This window comes from Nonomuraea corallina, from assembly GCF_027620315.1.
In the GTDB taxonomy this organism is placed as follows: Bacteria; Actinomycetota; Actinomycetes; order Streptosporangiales; family Streptosporangiaceae; genus Nonomuraea; species Nonomuraea corallina.
The window spans coordinates 15,186-36,744 of the sequence record NZ_JAPNNL010000002.1 but is presented as its reverse complement, the minus strand read 5'-3'; the positions used below and the strand labels follow the sequence as shown (position 1 = coordinate 36,744).

The following is a 21,559-nucleotide window of genomic DNA, read 5'->3' as shown; positions in this document are numbered from 1 at the left end:
GCCGGCCCAGCATCACGTCGTCCCAGCTCACACAGCAAATGGCGGCCGCCGTACCAGGAGGGGAACCGCAGCACCTCCCGAACCACTTCGTCGCACAGCGGTGGGGTGCCAGAAATCGAAGTGACGCTGCACTCGTCTAACGTGGCAACCGTGTCTGTGGCACACCGTGTACTGAGACACAGGTATCTGGGCGCGGCAAACCGCGCCGTCAACGGCATAGGAGCAGGACTCATGCCCTCATCGGTGCTCGACATGTCAGTGTCCCTCGACGGGTACGTCGCCACCGCCGACGATTTCCTCGGCGGCGAGGACGGTCATCGGCTGCACAACTGGTTCGCCCCCGGCGGTGAATTCATCGAGCTGTCCGGACCGGTCAAGGAACTGATAGACGAGATGAACGCCTGCGGGGCCGTCGTGGCGGGACGGCGGACCGCCGAACTCATGGACCACTGGGGCGGTGACCACAACGGTCTCCCGATCTTCGTGCCCAGCCACCGGCCACCCGGCCCACCGGCACGCTGGAGTTACCCCCTGGTGACGTACGTGACAGACGGGATCGAAAGCGCGATGGCCCAGGCGAAGGCCGCTGCCGGCGAGCGGCACGTCCACGTGGTCGGCGGCTACACCGGGCAGCGGGCACTCGAGGCCGGGGTGCTGGATGAGATCCAGATCCACCAGGTTCCCGTGCTGCTCGGCCGCGGCCGTCGCCTCTTCGACACCCTGCCGTCCGAGATCGAACTGGAGGTCATCCGGGTGATCGACACACCGGAGGCCACCCATATTCGCTACCGCGTCCGCCGATGAGCCTGGATGCACCGCGTGGTTTGTCGTGATCGATTCTCGGTCTAATTCCTCCGCGAGGACCGTTGCCGCCGGTGAAGCGTTGTTTCCGGGCATGGGGGGAGCCGCTGCGTGCGGGTCGCAGCTTGTCCACATGAGGGAAGATGCGCGAGCGGGCCTCTCTGGACGAGCCGATGCCGGCGATCTCGGGCCAGTACACCCGGCCGCACACTCGTACGTGGGCAACGAAGATCGCCTCATTTGACGCCTGTCTCCGCCAGGGCATCGGCGACCTCACCGAGTCCCATGCCGAGCGCGGCCAACTTGCGGATCTGTAGCAGGCGGCTCAACGCGCTCATGCCGTAGCTTCGATAACCGCCGGCGGTACGCTCCGGCTCGGCAAGCAGCCCGATCCGGTGATAGTGACGAACGGTCCGCGGAGTCACGCCCGCGAGCTTGGCGATTTCGCCTATCAGCAACATGGCGAACAGTAAAACCCCTGCCCTTGCGACAAGGTCAAGCCCGCCACGACCTCCGCACGAGCCGACATCGGCCCGCCCGGCGGCCACTAGCTCTCGAAACGACGAGATCCCGCCCGATCAAGCGATCGGACGGGATCTCGTCAACCGTTCTTGAGCTAACTCAAGAACGGCCCCTGGTTGTGGGGCGTTCACGAGTGTGGTTGAGGAGTGACGATGATGCCCTGGCCAAGATCGCTTCCCAAGCTGCATGTGATCGTTTCCCAGCCGAGCTTCCGGGGCGGACCGTTATGGATGGATGTGCCTGTTCCAGCCAGCGGGCAGCCGTTGGTGCTGAGAACGATCATTAACTGCAGAAGAGTGAAGGAAGACAGCTTCTTGAGCCTGAGCAACCTTCTGTTCTTCCGACGGCGTAAGGACGGGTGACTGTCGCCTGAGGAAGGACCGTACATGGCGGATAGATCGGAGTACGACGCGTTCGTCGAGGCGTCGTGGCACCGCCTGCTCCGCACCGCCTACCTGCTCACCCGTGACTGGGGAGCAGCCGAGGACCTGGTGCAGACGGCGCTGCTGAAGGCGTGGCAGGCCTGGCCGCGCCTGGGCGACGTGCGTGAGGCGTACGTCCGCAAGATCATTGTGAACCTGCACGTCTCCTGGTGGCGGCGCCGCTGGAGACAGGCCGAGCTGACCAGCGGGTCGCCGCCTGACCAGGAGCAGACGGCCGACCATATGGGACAGGCCGACGATCGCGAACTGGTCTGGCAGGCACTCGGCCGCTTGCCTGCCCGGCAACGGGCCGTCGTTGTGCTGCGGTATTTCGAGGACATGACCGAGGCCCAGACCGCTTCGACGCTTGGCTGCAGCGTCGGGACGGTTAAGAGCCAGGCGAGCAGGGCGCTGGCCAGGCTTCGAGTGGACGAGTCGTTCTCGTACGACAGGAGGGGATAGCGCCATGCATATCGACCAGGGAGAACTCCGCGACCTGCTGGACGAGCGCAGCCGCCCCGCGCTCCACCGCCCGATCCCATGGCACTCACTGCGAGCCAGGACGCGCGGCGCTCGGCGGCGCCGGTTGTCGGCCGTCACTGTCGCTGTCACCGCCGCCGTCGCGGTCGTCGCCGCGGGAACGGTTGTCAGCCTGCGCGGGCCGGAGCAAGTCGATCAGCCGATCACTGCGAAAGTGACCGAGAAGCTCCCGATCCAGTACGAGGAGTCCGATGGCACCGTCTACCGCAGGCTCGCCACAGCGACCTTCGACCCGTCGCGCGAGCAATCGAAGACGTTCCAGGTGAAGGTGAGCGGCAAGCCGGTAGCCATCCTGCCTGACTGCCCGTCCCCCAAAGCGGCGCCACCGCATGTCACTGCACGGGTGCCGGGCCTGAACAAGAACTTCACGCTGTCACCGGTGCCCTTTCTGATGAACTCGTGCGAGCGGGGCAAAGCGGTCGACATGCAGCCCTTCCCCGCCGGGACGCGGACGGTGAGAGTCACCGTCAAGCCCTTCCCTGGGGGCACGCCTCCGGGGAAATGGCGGTTCGGCGTGTACGAGTGGACGCCGCCGGCCACGATGAGGACCGCCTCGCCCCCGGTCGAGCCGCCCGCGAAGATGGGGAAGAACTTCAGCCTGGTCGCCAAGGGCAGCACCACCTGGCCCAGCACCCGTGAGGTAACGCTCACCGTGCCGAACAGGGGCCGCGGCCTGGCCATCGTCACCTACTGCGGGGACGGCCTCGCCGAGCGGCTCAGCCAAAAGCTGTGGGTGAACGGGCGCCTGGTCAAGAGCTCCACCGACTGCTCTGCGGGGGCCGGGTACCTCGACATGGGCAAACGGCCGCGCAGTGAAAAGACGACAACGATCAGGGTCCGGCTGGAGACGTCCATCCCCGAGTACCTGCGGCGCCCGGGAACGCTGACAGTGGCCGTTTATGACGGCGACCTATGACGGGGCGTGATCGTGCCACGCGGTAACCGGCTCAGAGGCATGGACGGCACCAGCGTCGTCAGCCGGTGACGGTGGTGGCGAGGCTGCCGGGGCTGCCCGGGGTGAGGAGCTATGCCTACCGGACGACGCAACTGCAGTCACCGGCGCAGTAGACGTGCGCACGAGCTACCAGGTGAAGCTCGAGGAAGGTTCCGACGGTCGCGAACGCCCGAAGGCCTAGCGAATGTCAACGGCTTCCATCGAGTGCCTTCTTTGCTTGATCACGGCGCCATCAAAGCAGGCCGGTATGTGCCTGATGCGTAGTTAGTGTGGATTTGCAACTATTCGGTGAGTGAGTGAGTGAGCCGGAGTGCGGTAAGACACTGGGTCATCGAGCCCGAGGGGGGCGATGGTGCCATCACGATTCGAGTAGACGAGTGTCGCTCAGCTGGTTGAGCGGCCGGGACGACGAGGAAGCCCAGGCGCAGCAAGAGGTCGTGGCGTGGCGCGAGAAGATCGCCGAGGCCGCGGAGCGGCTGGAGCGACTGGCGGTCCGGCGAACCTTGGCCAAGTTGCAGGCCGAAGACGACCCTGACACCACCCGGGTCTTCCCGCACACCTGCTCCGCGGCTCCCAAACCAGGACGAACCCGATTCCGAAACTCCTGAAACGACAAGATCCCGCCTGATCTCGATGATCAGACGGGATCCCGTCAACTTCAGTCCAGCCGTTTCAAGAACGACCCCTGGTGGAGATGAGGGGATTCGAACCCCTGACCCCTTCGATGCGAACGAAGTGCGCTACCGGACTGCGCTACATCCCCAAGACCTCGACCAGATTAGCAAACTCCCGGCAGTCCTCGCGCCACAGTATTCAGTCCCCCACCGCTCGCCGAGGCGGTTCGGCGTACTGGTCGAAGAGGACGTCCCCTTGGGCCCCGGTGAACTCGATGACCTCCGCCTCCCGAGCCGCCAGTTCCTCGGCGCGACGGCGGGCGCGGAGGCGGCGGGCGCGCCGGCGGGCCTGGAGGGCGCGCTGGCGGCGTTCGCGGTCGACCTTGACGGCGATGCGCAGGAACACGAGGTAGAGCAGCATGACGGCGCCTGACGGGGCGACGCCCCACCAGGGCATCATCCGTACCGCGGCTGTGATCACCGAGGCCAGCACCAGCAGGACCGTGAAGAACAGCAACCGCCGGCGGCGCGCTACGATGATCGCCCGGCGCCGGACGCGGAACTGGCGCGGGTCGACGCGTTCGACCTCCACCGGCTCCTCGTCGGGCGCGGTGGTGAGGTCGGGGAGCTGGTGTTCGCCGGTGTAGTGCTCTTCGAGTTCGGCCAGCTCCGCCAGGTTGGACTTGTCGCGGCGCAGCCACATGGGCACCAGCACGCAGAGCCACATGACGACGATGGCGAGGTAGAGCAGGGCGCCGCTCATGGGCACCTCCGGGCAGCACGAAAGCGCCTGTCGGCGTCGGGCGCTCTCATTGTGCTCACGTCACGCACCGTAAGACCGCGTGTCACTGATTGACGAGCATTCGATGCGGTGTGTCGCGAGATCGTCAAACCTCTTCCACGGAGGAACGAGCGCGACGCCACTGTACGAGCAGGCCGCCGGGGACGTCTTCCGCGGTCAGCGCGTAGCAGATGTGGTCGCGCCAGGCTCCGTCGATGTGGAGTTGGCGACGTCGAATGCCTTCTTCCCGGAACCCGAGTTTCTCAACCACTCTACGGCTGGCGTGGTTCTCGGGGCGGATGTTCGCCTCGATCCGGTGCAGGCCGGTGGTGAAGAAGCAGTGGTCGACGGCCATGGCGAGGGCGGTCGGGGTGATGCCGCGGCCGGCGAGCGCGCCGTCGATCCAGTAGCCGACCTGGGCGGAGCGGGCCGAGCCCCAGACGATGGCGCCGACGGTGAGCTGCCCGGCGAAGCGGCCACGGTAGGTGATCACCCAGGGCAGGGCGACGCCCTGCCGGGCCTCGCGGCGCAGGGTGCCGACCATGGCGAGGTACGGGCCGAGCCCGGTGCGGAAGAGAGGGGTCTCGGGGTTGCTGGGTTCCCAGGGGCGCAGCCAGTCGGCGTTGCGCACCCGGGTGTCGCGCCAGACGCGTACGTCGCTCAGCCGGAGCGGCCTGAGGCACACCGGGCCCTCGGTCAGCGTCGCAGGCCAGCCGCGTAGTCGATCCACAGGCTCATCATCCCCCTAACGGGCGCGCTGCCGCCACGGGGTCGGCTGCTGCGGATGGCACGAGTGGGTCAGCGGGGGTGGTCGCCGCCTCGGATCTGGTCGACGGCGTGCCTGAGGACGGGCGCGAGCACGGCGACGCCGTCGCGGACGCCGCCGCGGGAGCCGGGCAGGTTGACGATCAGGGTGTGTCCGGCCTGGCCGGCGAGACCGCGGGAGAGGATGGCGGTGGGCACCTGGTCGCGGTTGGCGGCGCGGATGGTCTCGGCGATGCCGGGGATTTCGCGGGTGATCACGCGGGCGGTCATCTCGGGGGTGAGGTCGGTGGGGGTGAGGCCGGTGCCGCCGGTCGTCACGATCACGTCGTACTCCTGGGCGACGCCGTCGCGCAGGGCGGCCTCGACGGGCTCGCCGTCGGGGACGACGACGGGGCCCTCGACGGTGCAGCCGGCCTCGGTGAGGAGGGAGACCAGCAGGGGGCCCGAGGTGTCGGCGTAGACCCCGGCGGAGGCCCGGTTGGACACGGTCACCACCAGCGCCCTGATCATGGCCGCCGCCACTCGCCGGTCTTGCCGCCCGTCTTCTCCTCGACCCGGAGGTCGGTGATCACCGCGGCCGGGTCGGCCGCCTTGACCATGTCGAACAGCGCCAGCGCCGCCGTCGACACCGCCGTGAGCGCCTCCATCTCCACGCCGGTGCGGTCGGCGGTCTTGACCCGGGCGGTGATCGTCACCCCCCAGTCGGCCACGTCCAGCGTCACCTTGACCCCGTGGAGGGCGATGGGGTGGCAGAGCGGGATGAGGTCGGGCGTCCGCTTGGCGCCCATGATGCCGGCGATGCGGGCCACCCCGAGCGCGTCGCCCTTGGGCACCTCGCCGGACCGCAGCAGCGCCACCACCTCGGGGGACAGCAGCACCCGGCCGGTGGCCGTCGCGGTGCGGGCGCTGACGTCCTTGGCGGACACGTCCACCATGCGCGCGGCGCCGCTCTCGTCGATGTGCGTCAACTCGCTCACAGCCTGATCACCTCCACCTGCTCGCCCGTAGGCACCTCGGTCACGTCCTCCGGCACGATGATGAGCGCGTTCGCGGCGGCCAGGGCGGCGAGCTGGTGTGATCCCTGGCCGTGCACGGGCGCCACGGAGCCGTCGGAGCCGAGCATCCCACGCAGGTACGACCGTTTGCCCGCCGGGGAGCGCAGCGGCGCGGTGGTGCGCGCGGTGACGGTCGCGGGCGGCCCGGCGGTCAGTCCGCGCATCTGGTCGAGCGCCGGCCGGACGAAGAGCGTGAACGAGACGAACGACGAGACGGGGTTGCCCGGCAGCGCGAAGATCGGCACCTGGTCGTCGCCGACGGTGCCGAACCCCTGGGGCATGCCCGGCTGCATGGCGACCTTCTCGAAGCGTACGGTGCCGAGCGGGCTGAGGGCTTCCTTGACCGGCTCGTACGCGCCCATGGACACGCCGCCGCTGGTGACCACCACGTCGGCGCGCAGGAGCTGGGCGTCGAGGCGTTCCAGGAACACGGCCGGGTCGTCGCCCACGGTGGGTGCCCGGAAGCCGTCGGCGCCGGCGGAACGGGCGGCGGCGGTCAGCGTGAAACTGTTGGAGTCCCAGATCTGGCCGTGGCCGAGCGGCTGGCCCGGCTCGACCAGTTCGGCGCCGGTGGCGAGCACCGCGACGCGCGGCCGCGGCCGGGCCAGGACGCGGCGGCGGCCGACGCCGGCGATGATGCCGAGCTGGGCTGGGCCGATGACGGTGCCGGGTTTGAGTACGACCGCGCCGGCCCTGACGTCCTCGCCGGCCAGGCGGATGGCGTTGCCTTCGGCGGCGGTGCGGTCGATGCGGACCGAGACGGTGCCGCCGTCGGTCCACTCGACGGGCACGACGGTGTCGGCGCCCGCGGGCAGCGGGCCGCCGGTCATGATGCGGACGGCGTGGCCGGGGCCGACGGCGCGCAGCCCGTCGGCCCCGGCGGCCACGTCGTCGATCACGGGCAGCGTGACCGGGACGTCCGCGATGTCGATCGCTCGTACGGCATATCCGTCCATGGCGGAGTTGTCGAACGGCGGCAGCGGGACCGGGGAGGTGATCTCCTCGGCGAGTGTGGCGCCGAGTGCCTGTTCGAGCTCCAGCTCCAGCGGGGCGAGGGGGCGCACCGTGGCGAGGATGTCGGCCAGGTGTGCGTCAACCGACTTCATCGAGGAACTCTCGCAACCAGGGCAGGAAGTCCGGCGCCAGGTCGGGCCGGTCCGCCGCGAACCTCACGACGGTGCGCAGATAGTCGAGCTTGTCGCCGGTGTCGTAGCGGCGGCCGCGGAACAGCACGCCGTGGACCGGCCCGCCCGCGTCGGTCTCGCGGCCGGCGAGGGTGCGCAGCGCGTCGGTGAGCTGGATCTCGTCGCCGCGGCCGGGCGGGGTGTTCTCCAGCACGGTGAACACCTCGGGGTCGAGCACGTAGCGCCCGATGATCGCCCAGTTGGAGGGGGCCTCCTCCACCGAGGGCTTCTCCACGAGGTCGACGACCTTGACGACGTCGTCCTCGCCGGTCGCCTCGATGGTCGCCACCCCGTACAGCGAGACCTGCTCTCTGGGTACCTCCATCAGCGCGATGACGCTGCCGCCGAACGTCTTGCGCACCTCGATCATGCGCTGCAGCAGCGGGTCGCGCTGGTCGATGAGGTCATCGCCGAGCAGGCAGGCGAACGGGTGGTCGCCGACGTGCTGCTTGGCGCAGAGGACCGCGTGGCCGAGCCCCTTGGGCTCGCCCTGGCGCACGTAGTGCAGGGTCGCCAGTGAGGCGGGCTCGCGGACCTGGGACAACCGATGTTCGTCGCCCTTGGCCTCCAGCACGTCCTCCAGCTCGTACGCGCGATCGAAATGATCCTCGATCGACCGTTTGTTCTTGCCGGTGACCATCAGCACGTCGAGCAGGCCAGCGGAGGCCGCCTCCTCGACGACATACTGGATGGCGGGCTTGTCGACGATGGGCAACATCTCCTTGGGTGTCGCCTTGGTCGCCGGAAGGAACCGGGTGCCCAGACCCGCGGCGGGCACCACGGCTTTCGTCACAGGGTCGAAGTCAGCCATGCCCATGACCCTAATGGAGGTACCTGTGGACAAGCTGCACCTGCGTCGTGAGCTGCTCGCGGCGCGCGACTCGCTCACCCCCGAGCAACTCCGCTCGAACGCCGTCAAGGTCCGCGAGACCCTCCTCGACCAGCCGTGGGTGCAGATGGCCGGGCTGGTGGCCTGCTACTGGTCGGTCGGCTCAGAGCCGGACACGCACGGGCTGGTGTTCGCGCTGTGGAAGCACGGCGCGACCGTGATGCTGCCGGTCCTGCGCGAGGACGACGACCTCGACTGGGCGGTGTACGACGGACCGGACACCTTGGCGCCGGGCCGGTTCGGGCTGATGGAGCCGGTCGACACGCGGCGCGGCGTCGACGCGATCCGGACGGCCGCGCTGGTCATCACGCCCGCGCTGGCGGTGGACCGGCGCACCGGGGTGCGGCTGGGCCGCGGCGGCGGCTCGTTCGACCGGGCGCTGGCCCGGGTCGGGCCGAACGTGCCCGTCGTCGCGCCGCTGCACGAGGGCGAACTGCGGGACGACGTGCCCGCGGAGCCGCATGACCGCCCGGTCGGCTTTGCGATCACCCCTTCGGGGCTCATTAAACTTAGCTAGACATATGTGACTAGAGGGGTGCGAATGACGCTTGATGTCCTGCTCCTCGTGGGCGCCGTCATCGTCATCGCCGCCATCGTCTCGGTACGCGTCGCGCATCGCAGCGGCCTGCCCAGCCTGCTGGTCTTCCTCGGGTTCGGGCTGGTCCTGGGCGAGGCGGGGTTCGGCATCCCGTTCTCCGACCCGAACCTCGCCAAGGACATCGGCTTCCTCGCGCTGGCGGTGATCCTCGCCGAGGGAGGCCTGACCACCAACTGGAGCCACGTCCGCCGGTCCGTGCCGCTCGCGCTGATCCTCGCCACGGTAGGGGTCGCGGTCAGCATCCTGGCCGTGGCCATCCCGGTCAAGCTCCTGCTCGGCGTCGACACCATCACCGCCCTCATCCTCGGGGCGGTGCTCGCGCCGACGGACGCGGCCGCGGTCTTCTCGGTCCTGCGACGGCTTCCCCTGCCGCCCAGACTCGCGGGGATCCTGGAGGCGGAGTCGGGGTTCAACGACGCCCCGACGGTCCTCGCGGTCGTGCTCCTCAGCGGCGCCGCCCAGCACATGCCCAGCCTCGGCTCGTTCCTCCTGGAAACCGGGAGCGAGCTCGCCATCGGCGCGGCCGTGGGCCTGGCGATCGGCCCGGCGGGCGCGTACGCGCTGCGCCGCATCGCGCTGCCCGTCTCGGGCCTGTACCCCATCGCCGTGCTGGCGCTCACCCTCGTCTCGTACGCGGGCGGGGCCCTCCTGCACGGCTCCGGCTTCCTCGCGATCTACTTGACCGCGCTCATCCTGGGCAACTCGAAACTGCCGCACCGGGCCACCACCAGGGGATTCGCGGAGGGGACCGCATGGCTCGCGCAGATCGGGCTGTTCGTGATGCTGGGCCTGCTGGCCAGCCCGAAGGAGATGCCCTCGGCGATCGTGCCGGGACTCATCGCCGGAACGATCATGGTGGTGGTGGCGCGGCCGCTGTCGGTCCTGGTCAGCGCGTCACTCGGGCGGCTGCTCGGGCAGGGCTGGGTGACCTGGCGGGAGCAGGTCTTCCTGTCGTGGGCCGGGCTGCGCGGCGCCATCCCGATCGTGCTGGCCACGATCCCGTGGGCCGCCGGGGTGGAGGGCTCCAAGACCATCTTCAACGAAGTGTTCGTGATCGTCATCGTGTTCACCCTGCTCCAGGGGCCGACCCTGCCCTGGGCGGCCCGCGTGCTCAAGGTGAGCGCCCCCGGCGAGGCGCACGAACTCGACGTGGAAGCCGCCCCCCTGGAAGAACTGAACGCCGACCTGCTCCAGGTCACCGTGCCGCCCGGGTCGCAGCTGCACGGCGTGGAGATCTTCGAGCTGCGGCTGCCGCGCGACGCCCAGGTCACCCTGGTCGTACGCGAGGGCCGATCGTTCGTGCCCGGCGAGACCACCCGCATCAGGGCCGACGACCAGCTCCTCGTCGTCACCACCGCCGCCACCCGTGAGCAGGTCGAACACCGGTTACGCGCCGTCAGCCGCCGCGGCAAGCTGGCCGGATGGTACGGGGAACGGGGTTTGGAATAGCCGTTTGACCACATCGGTTACCATTAGCAGTCGCAAGGCCCGAGTGCCAAAGCTTGTAAGGAGGAGCGCGTGCCGACCTACCAGTACGCCTGCAACGACTGCGGTGAGCAGCTCGAGGTCGTTCAGAAGTTCAGTGACGACGCGTTGACCGTGTGCCCCGCGTGTGAGGGCAGCCTGCGCAAGGTGTTCTCGGCGGTCGGGATCGTGTTCAAGGGGTCGGGCTTCTACAAGACCGACAACCGCTCGTCGTCGAGCTCGTCCTCGTCCTCGTCATCTTCCTCCAAGTCCGACAGCTCGTCGTCGGCGTCCGAGTCGACGTCGGCCGGCAAGCCGGCCGGCAAGTCCGCCGAGTCGGCGCCCGCCCCCGCCGCCGCGTCCAACTAGCGCACCTGCCGCACGCCCGGGTGGTCGACCGCGACGACCGACCCTCCGCCCCGGCCACCCGCATCGCGTGAAGCCGACGTGCGCCTCGCGACCCGACCCTCAGGCACCCGCCGCCGACCGCCCCAACCGAGCCCCGACCCGGCCAACCACCGCCCCGAACACCTACCGCGGCCGGTCAGCCGTCGCCCCGAACACCTACCGCGGCCGGTCAGCCGCCGCCCCGAGCAACTCCGGCGCGACCCGATCGAGCAACTGCTCCAGCTGCGGATGCGGCCCCCAGTCGGCGATCAGCCGGCTCAACGCCTCACGTGAGATGCGCAGCAACCGCAGCGCGGCCTCCTGCCCCCTCTCGGTGAGCCGCAGCATCTCCCCGTCCGGCGAACGCTCCAGGAACCCGTCGACGACGAGCTGGTCCGCGTACGGCCTGCCCCGCTCCCTGCTGACATGCGCCCGCCCCGCCAGCCCGGCGGCCGAGACCCAGCCCTTGCCGCCCAGCCGGGCGATGATCCACACTCCTTCCGGCCGCATGCCCTCCAGCCCCGCCAGATCGCCCAGCTTCGCGTAGTAGCCCCTGCGCAGGTCGGCGTCGGCCAGCCGGACCAGGCCGCGCTCCACCTCCTCCAGCGAGGACCGCTCCGCGGACGTCGCGCCCAGCCCTTCACCCAGGTCGGTCGCCTTCGTCGTCTCCCTGAGCCGGTACTCGGGGATGAACCAGGAGAACAGGAACGCCACCAGCATGATCGGCGCCGCCACCCGGAACACCAGCGCGATCGAGTCGGCGTACACCTGGAGGAACTCGGCCGCGACGCCGGGCGGCAACCGCTGGATCGTGGTGGGGTCCCGCTGCACCCCGGCGGGATCGAACCCGGGCGGCAGCGGCGTCCTGGCGAGCACCTCGCGCACGTCCTGGGCGAGCCGCCCGGTGAACACCGCCCCGAGCACCGCCACCCCGAACGAGCCGCCGATCGACCGGAAGAACGTGGCCCCCGACGTGGCCACCCCCAGATCCTTGAACGCGACCGCGTTCTGCACCACGATCACCAGCACCTGCATGACCATGCCGATGCCCACCCCGAAGACCAGCAGGTAGAGCCCCAGCGTGAGCATGCTGCTCGTCTGGTCGAGCGTGGACAGGAGGAACATGCCGACGGTCGCGATCCCCGTGCCCGTGATCGGCAGGACGCGGTATTTGCCGGTCCTCGAGATGATCCGCCCGCTCACGATCGACAGCGTCAGCGTGCCGGCCATCATCGGCAGCAGGTAGACGCCCGACAGCGTGGCGCTCACCCCGTGCACCACTTGCAGGTAGAGAGGCAGGTACGTGAGCGCGCCGAACAACGTGAACCCGACCACGAACCCCACGGCCGACGACATCGCGAACGCCCGGTTCCTGAACAACTCCAGAGGCAGCACCGGCTCGCGCGCCCGCCGTTCGGCCACGACCCACCCCGCCAGCAGCGCGACCGACGCCACCGCGAGCCCGACGATCACCGGACTGGCCCACGGGTAGATGGTGCCACCCCAGCTGGCCATCAGCACCAGGCACGAGGTGGCGCCGCCGAGCAGCACCACGCCCGCGTAGTCGACGGTGTGGCGGGTGCGGGAGCGGTCGGAGGGCAGCACCGAGGTGATCACCAGCAGCGCGATGACGCCGAGCGGCAGGTTGACGTAGAAGACCCAGTGCCACGAGAGCTGGTCCACGAACAGACCGCCCAGCAGCGGCCCGACGATGCTCGCCACGGCGAAGACGCCGCCGAAGTAGCCCTGGTATCTTCCCCGGTCGCGGGCCGAGACGACGTCGCCCACGACGGCCTGGGCCAGCACCATCAGCCCGCCGCCGCCGAGCCCCTGCAGGGCGCGGAAGGCGATCAGCTCCCCCATGCTCCCGCTGAGCCCGCACAGCGCCGAGCCGGTCAGGAAGATGACGATGGCGCTGATGAACAGCCGCTTGCGCCCGTACTGGTCGCCCAGCTTGCCCCACAGCGGCGTGGACACCGTCGAGGCGAGGATGTAGGCCGTCACCACCCACGACAGGTGGTCCAGCCCGCCCAGGTCGCCGACGATCGTGGGCAGCGCCGTGGACACGATGGTCTGGTCGAGCGCGGCCAGCAGCATGCCGAGCATGAGCGCGATGATGATCAGCCCGACGTCCCGTTGCCGCATGCGTCGATCGTACGCTCCGTACCGCCTCGATCACACCGGGTGGCCAGGCTTCATCCACAGCCCCAGCCCCTCCCCAGCCCCTCGTCCACAGAACCCGTTACACCCCCGCCTCCCCCCTCCACCCGCCCGCTACTCTCGGCGCCATGGTCATTCGCGCAGACATCGGCGTCCTCGGCGGCTCCGGCTTCTACTCCCTGCTCGACGAGGCGGAGGAGGTGGAGGTCTCCACCCCGTACGGCCCGCCCAGCGACGTCGTCACGGTGGGCCGGATCGGCTCGCGTCCGGTGGCCTTCATCCCCCGCCACGGCCGAGACCACCGGTTCCCCCCTCACCGCATCCCCTACCGCGCCAACCTGTGGGCGCTGCGCTCCCTCGGCGTCCGCCAGGTGCTCGCCCCCAGCGCGGTCGGCTCGCTGAAGCCCGAGCTCGGCCCCGGCGCGATCGTGGTCCCCGACCAGCTCGTCGACCGCACCTCAGGCCGCGTCCAGACCTATTACGACGACGGCGGCGCGGTCCACGTCTCCTTCTCCGACCCCTACTGCCCCTCGGGCCGCGAGGTCGCGGTGGCCGCCGCCCGCGCCGGCGAGTGGCCGACCACCGACGGCGGCACCCTCGTGGTCATCGAGGGCCCCCGCTTCTCCACCCGGGCCGAGTCCCAGTGGTTCCAGCGCAACGGCTGGACCATCGTCGGCATGACCGGCTTCCCCGAGGCGGTGCTGGCCCGCGAGCTGGCCCTCTGCTACACCTCGCTGTCACTGGTGACCGACCTCGACGCCGGCGTGGAGTCCGGCGACGGCGTCACCCATGAAGAGGTGCTCGCGTTCTTCGCCCGCAACGTCGCCCGCATGCGCACCCTCGTGGCCGACACCGTCCAGTCCCTGCCGGAGGAGCGCACATGCTCCTGCGGATCGGCGCTCGACGGCATCACCCTCCCCTTCGAGCTCCCATGATCCGCGCCTGGCTGCGGCGGTGGGAGCGGCGCCGCCGCCTCATCGCCGCCGTCCTGGCCGCGCTCGGCGTCCTGTGCGGCTATCTCGCGCTGCGCCCGCCCGCGGGCCCCGCCGTGCTGGTCGCCGCCCGCGACCTGTCCCCCGGCGTGCTCCGCCCCGGCGACCTGCGCTCCGCGCCCATGCCCGACCCGCCCGACGGCGCTCTCCGCACGGGCGGCACCGGCCGGGTCCTCGCCGCGCCCATGCGCCGCGGCGAGCCGCTCACCGACGCCCGCCTGCTCGACCAGCTGCGCCTGCCTCCGGGCATGGTCGCCACTCCCGTACGCGTCTCCGACCCCGACACGGTGAGCCTGATCTCCCCCGGCTCCCGCATCGGCGTCCTCGCCGCCGGCGACGCCCAGGCCGCCTCCCTCGTGGCCGACGACGTGACCGTGCTGACCATCCCGGCGGCCGAGGACGACCACGGCGCCCTCGTCGTGCTGGCCACCACCCTGACCCAGGCGGAGGCCCTGGCAGGCGCCCAGGCCTCGGGCCACCTGTCCATCACCATCAAACCCGCCTAGACCACCGAGTCGATCTTGGGATCGTACTCCCAGTGCCACGGCTCGAACGGGCTCCTGTAGGCCCAGTCCGGGTGGTACCACCCGTACTTCTTCCCGTACTTCTCCAGCCAGTTGAACTCCGCCGACCTGAACCTCTCCACCCCGCCGCACAGGTCGACGGCCAGCCCCAGCCCGTGATTGCTCTTGCCCGGGACGGCCGCGAACCCCGGCCGCCGGTAGTAGATCGACTGCTGCTCCGCCAGGTTCCGGTACGCGTCGGTCACGCAGATGGGCCTGCCGAACTGCCTGCGGTAGGCCTCGTTCAAGCTGACGAACGCGATGGCCGCGTCCGCCCGCAGGCTGTGCCCCTTCTGCTGCAACGGGCAGAGCATGCTCGTCGGGATCAGCCCGTTCGGATAGTCGTTGGCCGTCGCGGCCCGCAGCGGGTTGCACCCGAGCGCCGCCTTCTCCACCTTGTCGATCTTGATGCCGAGCTTCACCAGCGCCTGGGTCAGCGACTTGACGACCTTGTCGGACTTCTTCCTCAGCAGGTCGATCTCGGCCGCCATCTGCGCCTCGGCCAGCAGGTTCGCCGCCCGCATCTCCTGCGCCTCGGCGGCGAGCCGCTGAGTGTGCAGGGTCAGCGTGCTCGTCTCCTCCACGGCATGCTGGCGGACGGTGACCATGTGGTTGACCATGGCCAACGTCCGCAGAGTGTCGCTGTCGGAGTCGCCCGCCATGAACGACGCCGCCCCGTCGGCGCCCACCGGCTGCTGGTAGAGCATCTCGGCGAGCCGCGACACCGGCTGCCGCACCTGCGCGAGCTGCCGCTCGGCCACCTCAAGGGCGCGCAGCTTCTCCTTGAGCTCCTTCTCGGCGCCGGCGAACTCGCTGCGGCGCTTCTCCAGCGCCCTGGTCGCGTCCTCAAGCTCCTGAGCGGAACGCTGCGCTTCCTTGCGCAGCTCGGTGAGGTTCTTGGGATCCCCGGTTTCCGCGCCGGCGCCGGAGGTGGCCTGGGTGACCGCCCGCTGGGCCCGCTGCCCGGTCTGCTCGGCGGCCTGAGCGTGCCCGGCCACCGGCACGCTCGCCAGGGAGGCCATCGTCATGACAACCGCGATCAGACCTGCTGACCGAGGGGCTGGCACGTTCGACTCCTCCGCTTTGCAAACTCGTGACGCGGGTCCGGCACGCACGTTACTACAGCCCTCCGAGTGCCCGGACCGAACTCTGGAGAGCCGTTATGACACGAACGACGCTTTTGCCCCTCCTAGCCGCCCACTGCCCTCGTCTGTCAGTACGCAGCCGACGGCCCCCCGGTTCTGCGCCAGGCAAGATTCGGGCAACAATGATCCAGTACGCCGACGTACCGCTCCACAGAGCAGCGGCGGAACCACGAGCGGAGCCTCTGACACGGCGGCGCCCCGAGACCTCGGCCTCGCGAAGCCACGAAGCCTGTTACCGCCGACCGGTGGAACTTCGGGACGGCAATCTCTGCGGGGAATCCTCCCGTCGACACCCTCGACGCCGAGACCGGAGGCGCCCAGGACCGCGGGCAATCCCGGCGCTCAGGGACTCCCGGGAATGCTCGGGTTCCGCCCCAGCCGCCGCACCAGTCAATCACGGGGTACGGAACCAGCCGCGACCTTCCGCTGGTGCTCCTGGCACTTCTCCCATAGCCACGTGTCCTTCCACTCCTCAGGACACCCCTCCGCATCCGGCGACTCAATCCGCGCCGGCTCCCTCACCTCGTCATCCCGCGTCCGAGCCCGACGCTGAACACGAGGCTGAACGCGAGACTGAGCCCGGGGCTGAACACGAGGCTGAGCCCGGGACTGAAAGCGAGGCTGAACGCGAGGCGCCACCACAGCCGTCACCACCGGCGCCACTGCGGCGACCGGAGCGGCGACCACCCGCGGCGGCACTCGCGCCGCGAACGCCCGTACCGGATGAGTCGGCACAGGCACGGCCACAGGCCCGAACCCGACCAGCCTCTCCCCCGCCTCGGCCTCCCGCCGCTCGCCCCCCTGCTCGTACCGCCCCACGTCCGCCACCAGCAACCCCCCAGCGAAGATCGCCGGCGCCAGCAGCGCCGCGAACAACACCACCGGCCGCCGCCGCGCCTGCCTCCGTCGCCTCGCATCCACACCAGGGACGGTATCCACGCCGCCCATCAACCACAGTGATCGCTTGCCAGGCCTTTACCGCAGCTCACACCACCCATAACCCGCACTCCCGCAAGTCAGGGGGGTCAGGTGGCACACGGAGCACCGGACTTTCGCTAGGCTTGGTCTGTCCGCCTCCGTAGCTCAGGGGATAGAGCACCGCTCTCCTAAAGCGGGTGCCGCAGGTTCGAATCCTGCCGGGGGCACTCTCTTCGACCAAGGTTTTCACCCGTTGACCTGCGGTTTCTCAGCCGCAGGTCTTTTGCTTTCTTGATCCTCCGTAGGCCGCCCAGGGCACCCATACGCAGCCATAAGACAGAGCTCTGGGGATATACGGGGGATGATCTTGTAGGCATTTCCCGAGGTCAACCGCGCATAGCGAAGGCAGGCTGTCGCCGCAAGGACACCCGCCCTAAGATCGTCATCGTGCAACGCCTCGCACTCTTCGACCTCGATAGAACGCTCATAGACCTTGATGCAGCGTTCCTCCGGTGGGCCGAGGAGTTCGCCGAGCAACGACGATTGAGATCCGAAGGCGTTGCCTGGCTCGTCTCCCTGGATCGAGACGGCTACACGCATCGGGAGGTCTTCTTCGGCAAGGTACGGGAGCACTTCGGGCTGCCGGACCCGGTCGACGAGTTGTGGGCCTCCTACCGCCGACGGATGCCCCACCTCGTGCAGTGCTACCCGGGCGTCCTGGCCGGCTTAGCCGACCTACGCGCCGCCGGATGGCGGGTGGGGATCGTCACCAACGGTATGGCCGACAACCAACTCGGCAAACTCCGGCGAACCGGCCTGGCCAACGCCGTCGACGGCTACGCGGTGTCGGGAGTCGAGGGCATCAGAAAACCCGAGACCGGCCTGTTCGAGATCGCCGCTCGGCGGTGCGGTACCGACCTCGCCACGGGTGGGTGGATGGTCGGCGACCACCTCGTCTCCGACATCGAAGGAGCGCGGACCGCCGGCCTTCGTACGATCTGGATCGATCGAGGAACGTGGCCAGGTCACGCACACCAGGCCGACCACGTGGTTGCCGATGCCACAGAAGCAATAGCCATCATGCGTGGGACGTACACGGCGAGATAACCGATGGCCCTTACGCCACTTCGCTGGTTCGGCTGGGAGGCTCTCAAAATTCACGCTCGCAATTAGTACTCCAGTGACACTTCGCGATCTTGAGGCGTTGGGGTCACATGGCGACGGCCACCGCGAGATCATTCGGAGTTTGTGAAGACAACCAAAGATCATGCGGTGGCCGCGGACCACAGCGTAGACCCTGACGGCTGGATGGTCACCTTCAACGAGCTGATGGCCCGGATCGCCGGCCGGTTCGGCCGCGTCGAACCCCGTCGCGCCGCCGGTGCGTACGTGCGCGGGCTGCTGGCCGACCTCGACCGCAAGAACTGCTGGAACCTGGCCGAGCACGCCGGACTGGCCGGTCCTCAGACGTTGCAGCGGCTGCTGCGCACCGCCCGCTGGGACGCCGACGCCGTCCGCGATGACGTCCGGGACTTCGTTGTCGACCGGCTCGGCCCCCACGGCGTGCTGGTCGTGGATGAGACGGGGTTCGTCAAGAAAGGAGCCGGCTCGGCCGGGGTACAGCGGCAATACAGCGGCACGGCGGGCCGGATCGAGAACTGCCAGATCGGGGTGTTCCTCGCCTACGCCACCCCAGCGGGGCGGGCGCTGCTGGACCGGCGGCTCTACCTGCCCGAGCACACCTGGCTGGCCGATCCCGGCCGCTGTCAGGCGGCCGGCGTCCCCGGCGAGACGGCCTTCGCCACCAAGCCGGCCCTGGCCACCGCCATGGTGCTGGCCGCCCTGGAGGCCGGCGTGCCCGCCCATTGGGTGACCGGCGATGAGGTCTACGGCCAGGACCCGCACCTGCGCGCCGCCCTGGAGGAGCGCCGGATGGGGTACGTGCTGGCGATCGCGGGCAACCGGCGGGTCGACCTCGAGGGTGTGCAGGTGAGCGCGGCCGAGGTCGCCGCGCGCGTGGCCGACCGGCACTGGCATCGCTACCGCGCCGGGCAGGGCGCCAAGGGCCCGCGCTGGTATGCCTGGGCCTGGGCCCGCATCGACCAGAGCGAGCCCTCCGGGTATCGGTGGCTGCTGATCCGCCGCAACCTGACCACCGGCGAGTTGGCGTTCTACCGCTGCTACGCGCCTGTCCGGCAGCCGCTGATGGCCCTGGTCAAGATCGCCGGGGTTCGGTGGGCGGTCGAGGAGTCCTTCCAAGCCGCCAAGGGTCAGGTCGGCCTGGACCACTACCAAGTACGCGATTGGACGGCCTGGCACCGGCACATCACCCTGGCCATGCTCGCCCTGGCCCTGCTGGCGGCCATCGCCGCCGCCCAGCCACCCAGCGATCACGACCAGATTCCGCTGACCCTGCCCGAGATCCGCCGGCTGCTCGCGACCCTCGTGCTGGTCCAGCATCGCTCCATCGCTAACGTTCTGCACTGGTCACGCTGGCGCCGACGCCACCAGGCCACGGCCCGGTACTGCCACTACCAGCGCAGATCCGAACCATGATCGCAAAATGTCACTGGAGTATTAGGCGGCTATCAGACCAATCCCGACGATTCGGTTGCTCCGGCTCCTGAGCCACAGTCCAATGGCGTCACACCTCGATCTCGTGCCCGATCACCGCGCCCGAGGGAGCCGCGCATGACCCGGGAACAAGTGGAACAGGCGTTACGCCGAGCAGAGCAACTCACCGACGAGGCCAAGACCAGCCTCGATCGCGCGTTGGCCCTGATGGCGCAGAACATCTGGACCGGGCCGGCCGCGCAGCGCTTCGGTCAGGAGCTCGCCGGTCAGCGCCAGGTCCTGCTCAGCGCTTGCACGGAGACGGTGAACGAACTTCGAGCGCTGCTCGCCCGTACCCCGGGCGACAGCCCCGGCTGAGCCGTGGGCGGACTCGAAGGCATGGTCCCCGAGGGCGTCCGGGCGCTGAAGGCGGCGATGCACACCGCCGAGACCTCGCTGGGCTCCATCGGCGACGAGTTGTGGGAGCTGCTCCGCGGGGCCTGGTTATCCCCGCTCCCCGCCAACAAGATCCGCCAGGTAGCCGCGTGGGCCGGGCAGCAAGGCCCGGAGATCAACCGGCGATTAGTGCTCCTGGAACGGATGGAGCTCGACAAGCCGGAGCTGTTCGGTAACGGCAAGCCCGTCATGGTCGATGAGGCGTTACTCGCCCCCGGCGCGGTACTTCCCGTCACAGGAGGCTTCTGGGATCGCCTGGGCCAGCAGCTTCAAGCCACCTTCGACCCGAACCTGAACTCCGGCGACCCGGTCATCGAACTCGCCAAGGGCGCCGTCGAGGGCGTGGCCGGGGCAGGCGAGACGGTGCTGAAGTACACCCCCAATCGCATCATCTTCGACTACATGGGGTGGGAACGCGACGCCGGCGACGTCGCCCGAACACTCATCGCAGGCGTTCAGGATCCGCTCGGGTTCGTCAAGTCGGCGGTGGACTGGGACACCTGGGTATCCAACCCCGACCGGGCCTTCGGCCGTCTCATCCCGGACATCCTGGCGGCCCTCGGATCGGGCGGCGCGAGCACGGCGGTCTCAGGCACCACCCGGGCGGCCGGAGCGTTGGGCAAGGCGGCCAAGAGCGTGATAAGGCCCAAGCCCTCAACTTCGGGCTCGCGTCCCACGGAGCGTCTCTCGGCGGAGGACGGCACGCCCGGTGCCTCGAAGAGTAAACCGACGGTGGCGGGCGCGAACCCTCTGGACAATGCCTTACGGCACACCAGTAACGCCGAGGGACGCGCCTGGGCTCGGGACAACATGCCTTTACCGGATCTGCTCCCTAACGAGTTTCACGCCCTAGCGTTCTACGGCGGCAACGGTCACAAGGGGATAAACCGTTTCCTGCGCGCCAAAGCCACCGATCCCGGCATTGCCTGGTCTCCCGCTGTCACCGACCAGATCGCCGCCATGGATCGGGGGATCGCTAGGTCTACACGTCTGCCGTCGGACATTGTCCTGCACCGGGGCGTAGGAAAAGGTTACCTGGAGGCGTTGAATGTTGATACCAAATCAGCCAGAGAGATGGAGGCGCTGGAAGGTCGAGTGATCACCGAAGCAGGATACATGAGTGTGAGCGTGGGGCGGCGAGCCGGCTTCGATGGGGATCTCCGCATGATGTTTCGGGTCCCCAAGGGGCACGAAGCGATCAACATGTTCCCCATCACCAAACTGCACAATGAACGAGAGATTCTCCTACGCCGCGACACCTCGTATATCGTGCGGGCTGTGTACCGTAAGGACGGCCAGTGGTACATGGAAGCGGATGTGGTGCCGAAGGGGTGGACCAAACCGCCCGACTGGCAGGCCAAGCCATCCATGGACGCTGACGTAGGGTGGAAAGGACCCATCGATGACTGACAATCAGAATCCCCGATTTCACGATGTCATTCCCATGTTCGCCTCCGAGAACGACTCCTACGATTTTAAGGCCACCGGCCCCGTGCGGGAGGCTGCGGTCCACGATCAGCGCGGTCAACTGCTCGGGCACGTATGGAGCGACGGGCGCCAGGCTGCGGGCTTCACTCGAGCCGAGAACGCCACACCGGAACTGGCACAAGCAGGGGGGCGCATTCGCCGGATCCTTGCAGACGCCTACAAGGCAGGAGTTCCTGCCGGTGAGCTCTTCGACCCTGCCCTGTTCGCGCCAGAATTCGAGTTGCGAGTCAAGCATTGATGTGCAGTGGCAAGCCGGCAAAGGTAGCGATCGGCGAAGCGGTAAACCGTACAGCGGTCGACTTCGGAG

At 69.1% G+C, this 21,559-nt stretch carries 23 protein-coding genes and 2 tRNA genes; 15 read left to right on the top strand and 10 right to left on the bottom strand.

Annotated features, from left to right (window positions below; genetic code table 11):
* The first annotated feature begins 150 nt into the window (after positions 1–150).
* Positions 151–804, top strand: a complete 654-nt coding sequence (locus OUY22_RS00770) for a dihydrofolate reductase family protein (protein ID WP_270152670.1) — start codon at positions 151–153, stop codon at positions 802–804.
* Between the two features lie 233 nt (positions 805–1,037).
* Here the strand turns inward: OUY22_RS00770 and OUY22_RS00765 are convergent, their stop codons facing one another.
* Positions 1,038–1,262, bottom strand: coding sequence for a MerR family DNA-binding transcriptional regulator (locus OUY22_RS00765; RefSeq protein WP_270152668.1), 225 nt, complete (start codon positions 1,260–1,262; stop codon positions 1,038–1,040).
* Between the two features lie 447 nt (positions 1,263–1,709).
* Here OUY22_RS00765 and OUY22_RS00760 point away from each other — a divergent pair, with 447 nt between their 5' ends.
* The 3 genes from OUY22_RS00760 to OUY22_RS00750 all read left to right on the top strand — a co-directional run bounded on the left by OUY22_RS00760 (position 1,710) and on the right by OUY22_RS00750 (position 3,848).
* Entirely contained in the window at positions 1,710–2,207 is a 498-nt protein-coding gene (locus OUY22_RS00760; protein WP_270152666.1) for a SigE family RNA polymerase sigma factor, read from the top strand.
* A gap of 4 nt (positions 2,208–2,211) precedes the next feature.
* The gene (locus OUY22_RS00755; protein ID WP_270152664.1) at positions 2,212–3,201 is read left to right on the top strand and encodes a hypothetical protein; all 990 of its coding nucleotides are present in this window, start codon (positions 2,212–2,214) and stop codon (positions 3,199–3,201) included.
* Between the two features lie 416 nt (positions 3,202–3,617).
* The gene (locus OUY22_RS00750) at positions 3,618–3,848 is read left to right on the top strand and encodes a hypothetical protein (protein ID WP_270152662.1); all 231 of its coding nucleotides are present in this window, start codon (positions 3,618–3,620) and stop codon (positions 3,846–3,848) included.
* A 78-nt stretch (positions 3,849–3,926) separates the two neighbouring features.
* Here OUY22_RS00750 and OUY22_RS00745 read toward each other — a convergent pair.
* From OUY22_RS00745 to galU, 7 genes are all read right to left on the bottom strand, one after another.
* Positions 3,927–4,003: transfer RNA gene (locus OUY22_RS00745), tRNA-Ala, on the bottom strand.
* 50 nt (positions 4,004–4,053) lie between these two features.
* On the bottom strand, positions 4,054–4,617 hold the full coding sequence (gene sepX / locus OUY22_RS00740; protein ID WP_270152660.1) for a divisome protein SepX/GlpR: 564 nt from the start codon (positions 4,615–4,617) through the stop codon (positions 4,054–4,056).
* Positions 4,618–4,741: 124 nt separating this feature from the next.
* The gene (locus OUY22_RS00735; protein WP_270152658.1) at positions 4,742–5,365 is read right to left on the bottom strand and encodes a GNAT family N-acetyltransferase; all 624 of its coding nucleotides are present in this window, start codon (positions 5,363–5,365) and stop codon (positions 4,742–4,744) included.
* Positions 5,366–5,433: 68 nt separating this feature from the next.
* Positions 5,434–5,910 carry a MogA/MoaB family molybdenum cofactor biosynthesis protein gene (locus OUY22_RS00730; protein WP_270152656.1) on the bottom strand — a complete coding sequence of 159 codons (477 nt, stop codon included), beginning with the start codon at positions 5,908–5,910 and terminating at the stop codon, positions 5,434–5,436.
* On the bottom strand, positions 5,907–6,377 hold the full coding sequence (gene moaC / locus OUY22_RS00725; protein ID WP_270152654.1) for a cyclic pyranopterin monophosphate synthase MoaC: 471 nt from the start codon (positions 6,375–6,377) through the stop codon (positions 5,907–5,909). Before moaC ends, OUY22_RS00730 begins: the two co-directional genes overlap by 4 nt.
* The gene (gene glp, locus OUY22_RS00720; RefSeq protein ID WP_270152653.1) at positions 6,374–7,561 is read right to left on the bottom strand and encodes a molybdotransferase-like divisome protein Glp; all 1,188 of its coding nucleotides are present in this window, start codon (positions 7,559–7,561) and stop codon (positions 6,374–6,376) included. Before glp ends, moaC begins: the two co-directional genes overlap by 4 nt.
* Positions 7,548–8,450: a UTP--glucose-1-phosphate uridylyltransferase GalU gene (gene galU / locus OUY22_RS00715; protein ID WP_270152652.1), complete on the bottom strand. Its 903-nt coding sequence runs from the start codon at positions 8,448–8,450 to the stop codon at positions 7,548–7,550. The genes glp and galU overlap by 14 nt, the downstream gene beginning before the upstream one ends.
* Before the next feature lie 25 nt (positions 8,451–8,475).
* On the opposite strand from galU, the gene OUY22_RS00710 reads away from it, so the two are divergent.
* From OUY22_RS00710 to OUY22_RS00700, 3 genes are all read left to right on the top strand, one after another.
* The gene (locus OUY22_RS00710) at positions 8,476–9,045 is read left to right on the top strand and encodes a 5-formyltetrahydrofolate cyclo-ligase (RefSeq protein WP_270152650.1); all 570 of its coding nucleotides are present in this window, start codon (positions 8,476–8,478) and stop codon (positions 9,043–9,045) included.
* Between the two features lie 24 nt (positions 9,046–9,069).
* Positions 9,070–10,575 carry a potassium/proton antiporter gene (locus OUY22_RS00705; protein ID WP_270152649.1) on the top strand — a complete coding sequence of 502 codons (1,506 nt, stop codon included), beginning with the start codon at positions 9,070–9,072 and terminating at the stop codon, positions 10,573–10,575.
* A gap of 69 nt (positions 10,576–10,644) precedes the next feature.
* Complete coding sequence (locus tag OUY22_RS00700; protein WP_270152648.1) at positions 10,645–10,959, top strand: FmdB family zinc ribbon protein; 315 nt, start codon at positions 10,645–10,647, stop codon at positions 10,957–10,959.
* 195 nt (positions 10,960–11,154) lie between these two features.
* On the opposite strand, the gene OUY22_RS00695 is transcribed toward OUY22_RS00700, so the two are convergent.
* Entirely contained in the window at positions 11,155–13,122 is a 1,968-nt protein-coding gene (locus tag OUY22_RS00695) for an MDR family MFS transporter (RefSeq protein ID WP_270152646.1), read from the bottom strand.
* A gap of 143 nt (positions 13,123–13,265) precedes the next feature.
* Here OUY22_RS00695 and OUY22_RS00690 point away from each other — a divergent pair, with 143 nt between their 5' ends.
* On the top strand, positions 13,266–14,072 hold the full coding sequence (locus OUY22_RS00690; RefSeq protein ID WP_270152644.1) for an S-methyl-5'-thioadenosine phosphorylase: 807 nt from the start codon (positions 13,266–13,268) through the stop codon (positions 14,070–14,072).
* Entirely contained in the window at positions 14,069–14,635 is a 567-nt protein-coding gene (locus OUY22_RS00685; protein ID WP_270152642.1) for a CpaB family protein, read from the top strand. The genes OUY22_RS00690 and OUY22_RS00685 overlap by 4 nt, the downstream gene beginning before the upstream one ends.
* On the opposite strand, the gene OUY22_RS00680 is transcribed toward OUY22_RS00685, so the two are convergent.
* Positions 14,632–15,720 carry a D-alanyl-D-alanine carboxypeptidase family protein gene (locus OUY22_RS00680; protein ID WP_270152641.1) on the bottom strand — a complete coding sequence of 363 codons (1,089 nt, stop codon included), beginning with the start codon at positions 15,718–15,720 and terminating at the stop codon, positions 14,632–14,634. The two genes, OUY22_RS00685 and OUY22_RS00680, sit on opposite strands and share 4 nt — an antisense overlap.
* Before the next feature lie 1,189 nt (positions 15,721–16,909).
* Here OUY22_RS00680 and OUY22_RS00675 point away from each other — a divergent pair.
* The 6 genes from OUY22_RS00675 to OUY22_RS00650 all read left to right on the top strand — a co-directional run bounded on the left by OUY22_RS00675 (position 16,910) and on the right by OUY22_RS00650 (position 21,490).
* A tRNA-Arg gene (locus OUY22_RS00675) sits at positions 16,910–16,982 on the top strand.
* A gap of 220 nt (positions 16,983–17,202) precedes the next feature.
* On the top strand, positions 17,203–17,862 hold the full coding sequence (locus tag OUY22_RS00670) for an HAD family hydrolase (protein ID WP_270152639.1): 660 nt from the start codon (positions 17,203–17,205) through the stop codon (positions 17,860–17,862).
* Between the two features lie 222 nt (positions 17,863–18,084).
* Positions 18,085–19,311: an IS701 family transposase gene (locus tag OUY22_RS00665; RefSeq protein ID WP_270152780.1), complete on the top strand. Its 1,227-nt coding sequence runs from the start codon at positions 18,085–18,087 to the stop codon at positions 19,309–19,311.
* Positions 19,312–19,446: 135 nt separating this feature from the next.
* Positions 19,447–19,686, top strand: a complete 240-nt coding sequence (locus tag OUY22_RS00660) for a hypothetical protein (protein WP_270152637.1) — start codon at positions 19,447–19,449, stop codon at positions 19,684–19,686.
* 21 nt (positions 19,687–19,707) lie between these two features.
* Positions 19,708–21,174, top strand: a complete 1,467-nt coding sequence (locus tag OUY22_RS00655) for an ADP-ribosyltransferase (protein WP_270152635.1) — start codon at positions 19,708–19,710, stop codon at positions 21,172–21,174.
* Positions 21,167–21,490, top strand: a complete 324-nt coding sequence (locus OUY22_RS00650; RefSeq protein ID WP_270152633.1) for a hypothetical protein — start codon at positions 21,167–21,169, stop codon at positions 21,488–21,490. Before OUY22_RS00655 ends, OUY22_RS00650 begins: the two co-directional genes overlap by 8 nt.
* The last annotated feature ends 69 nt before the right edge of the window (positions 21,491–21,559 follow it).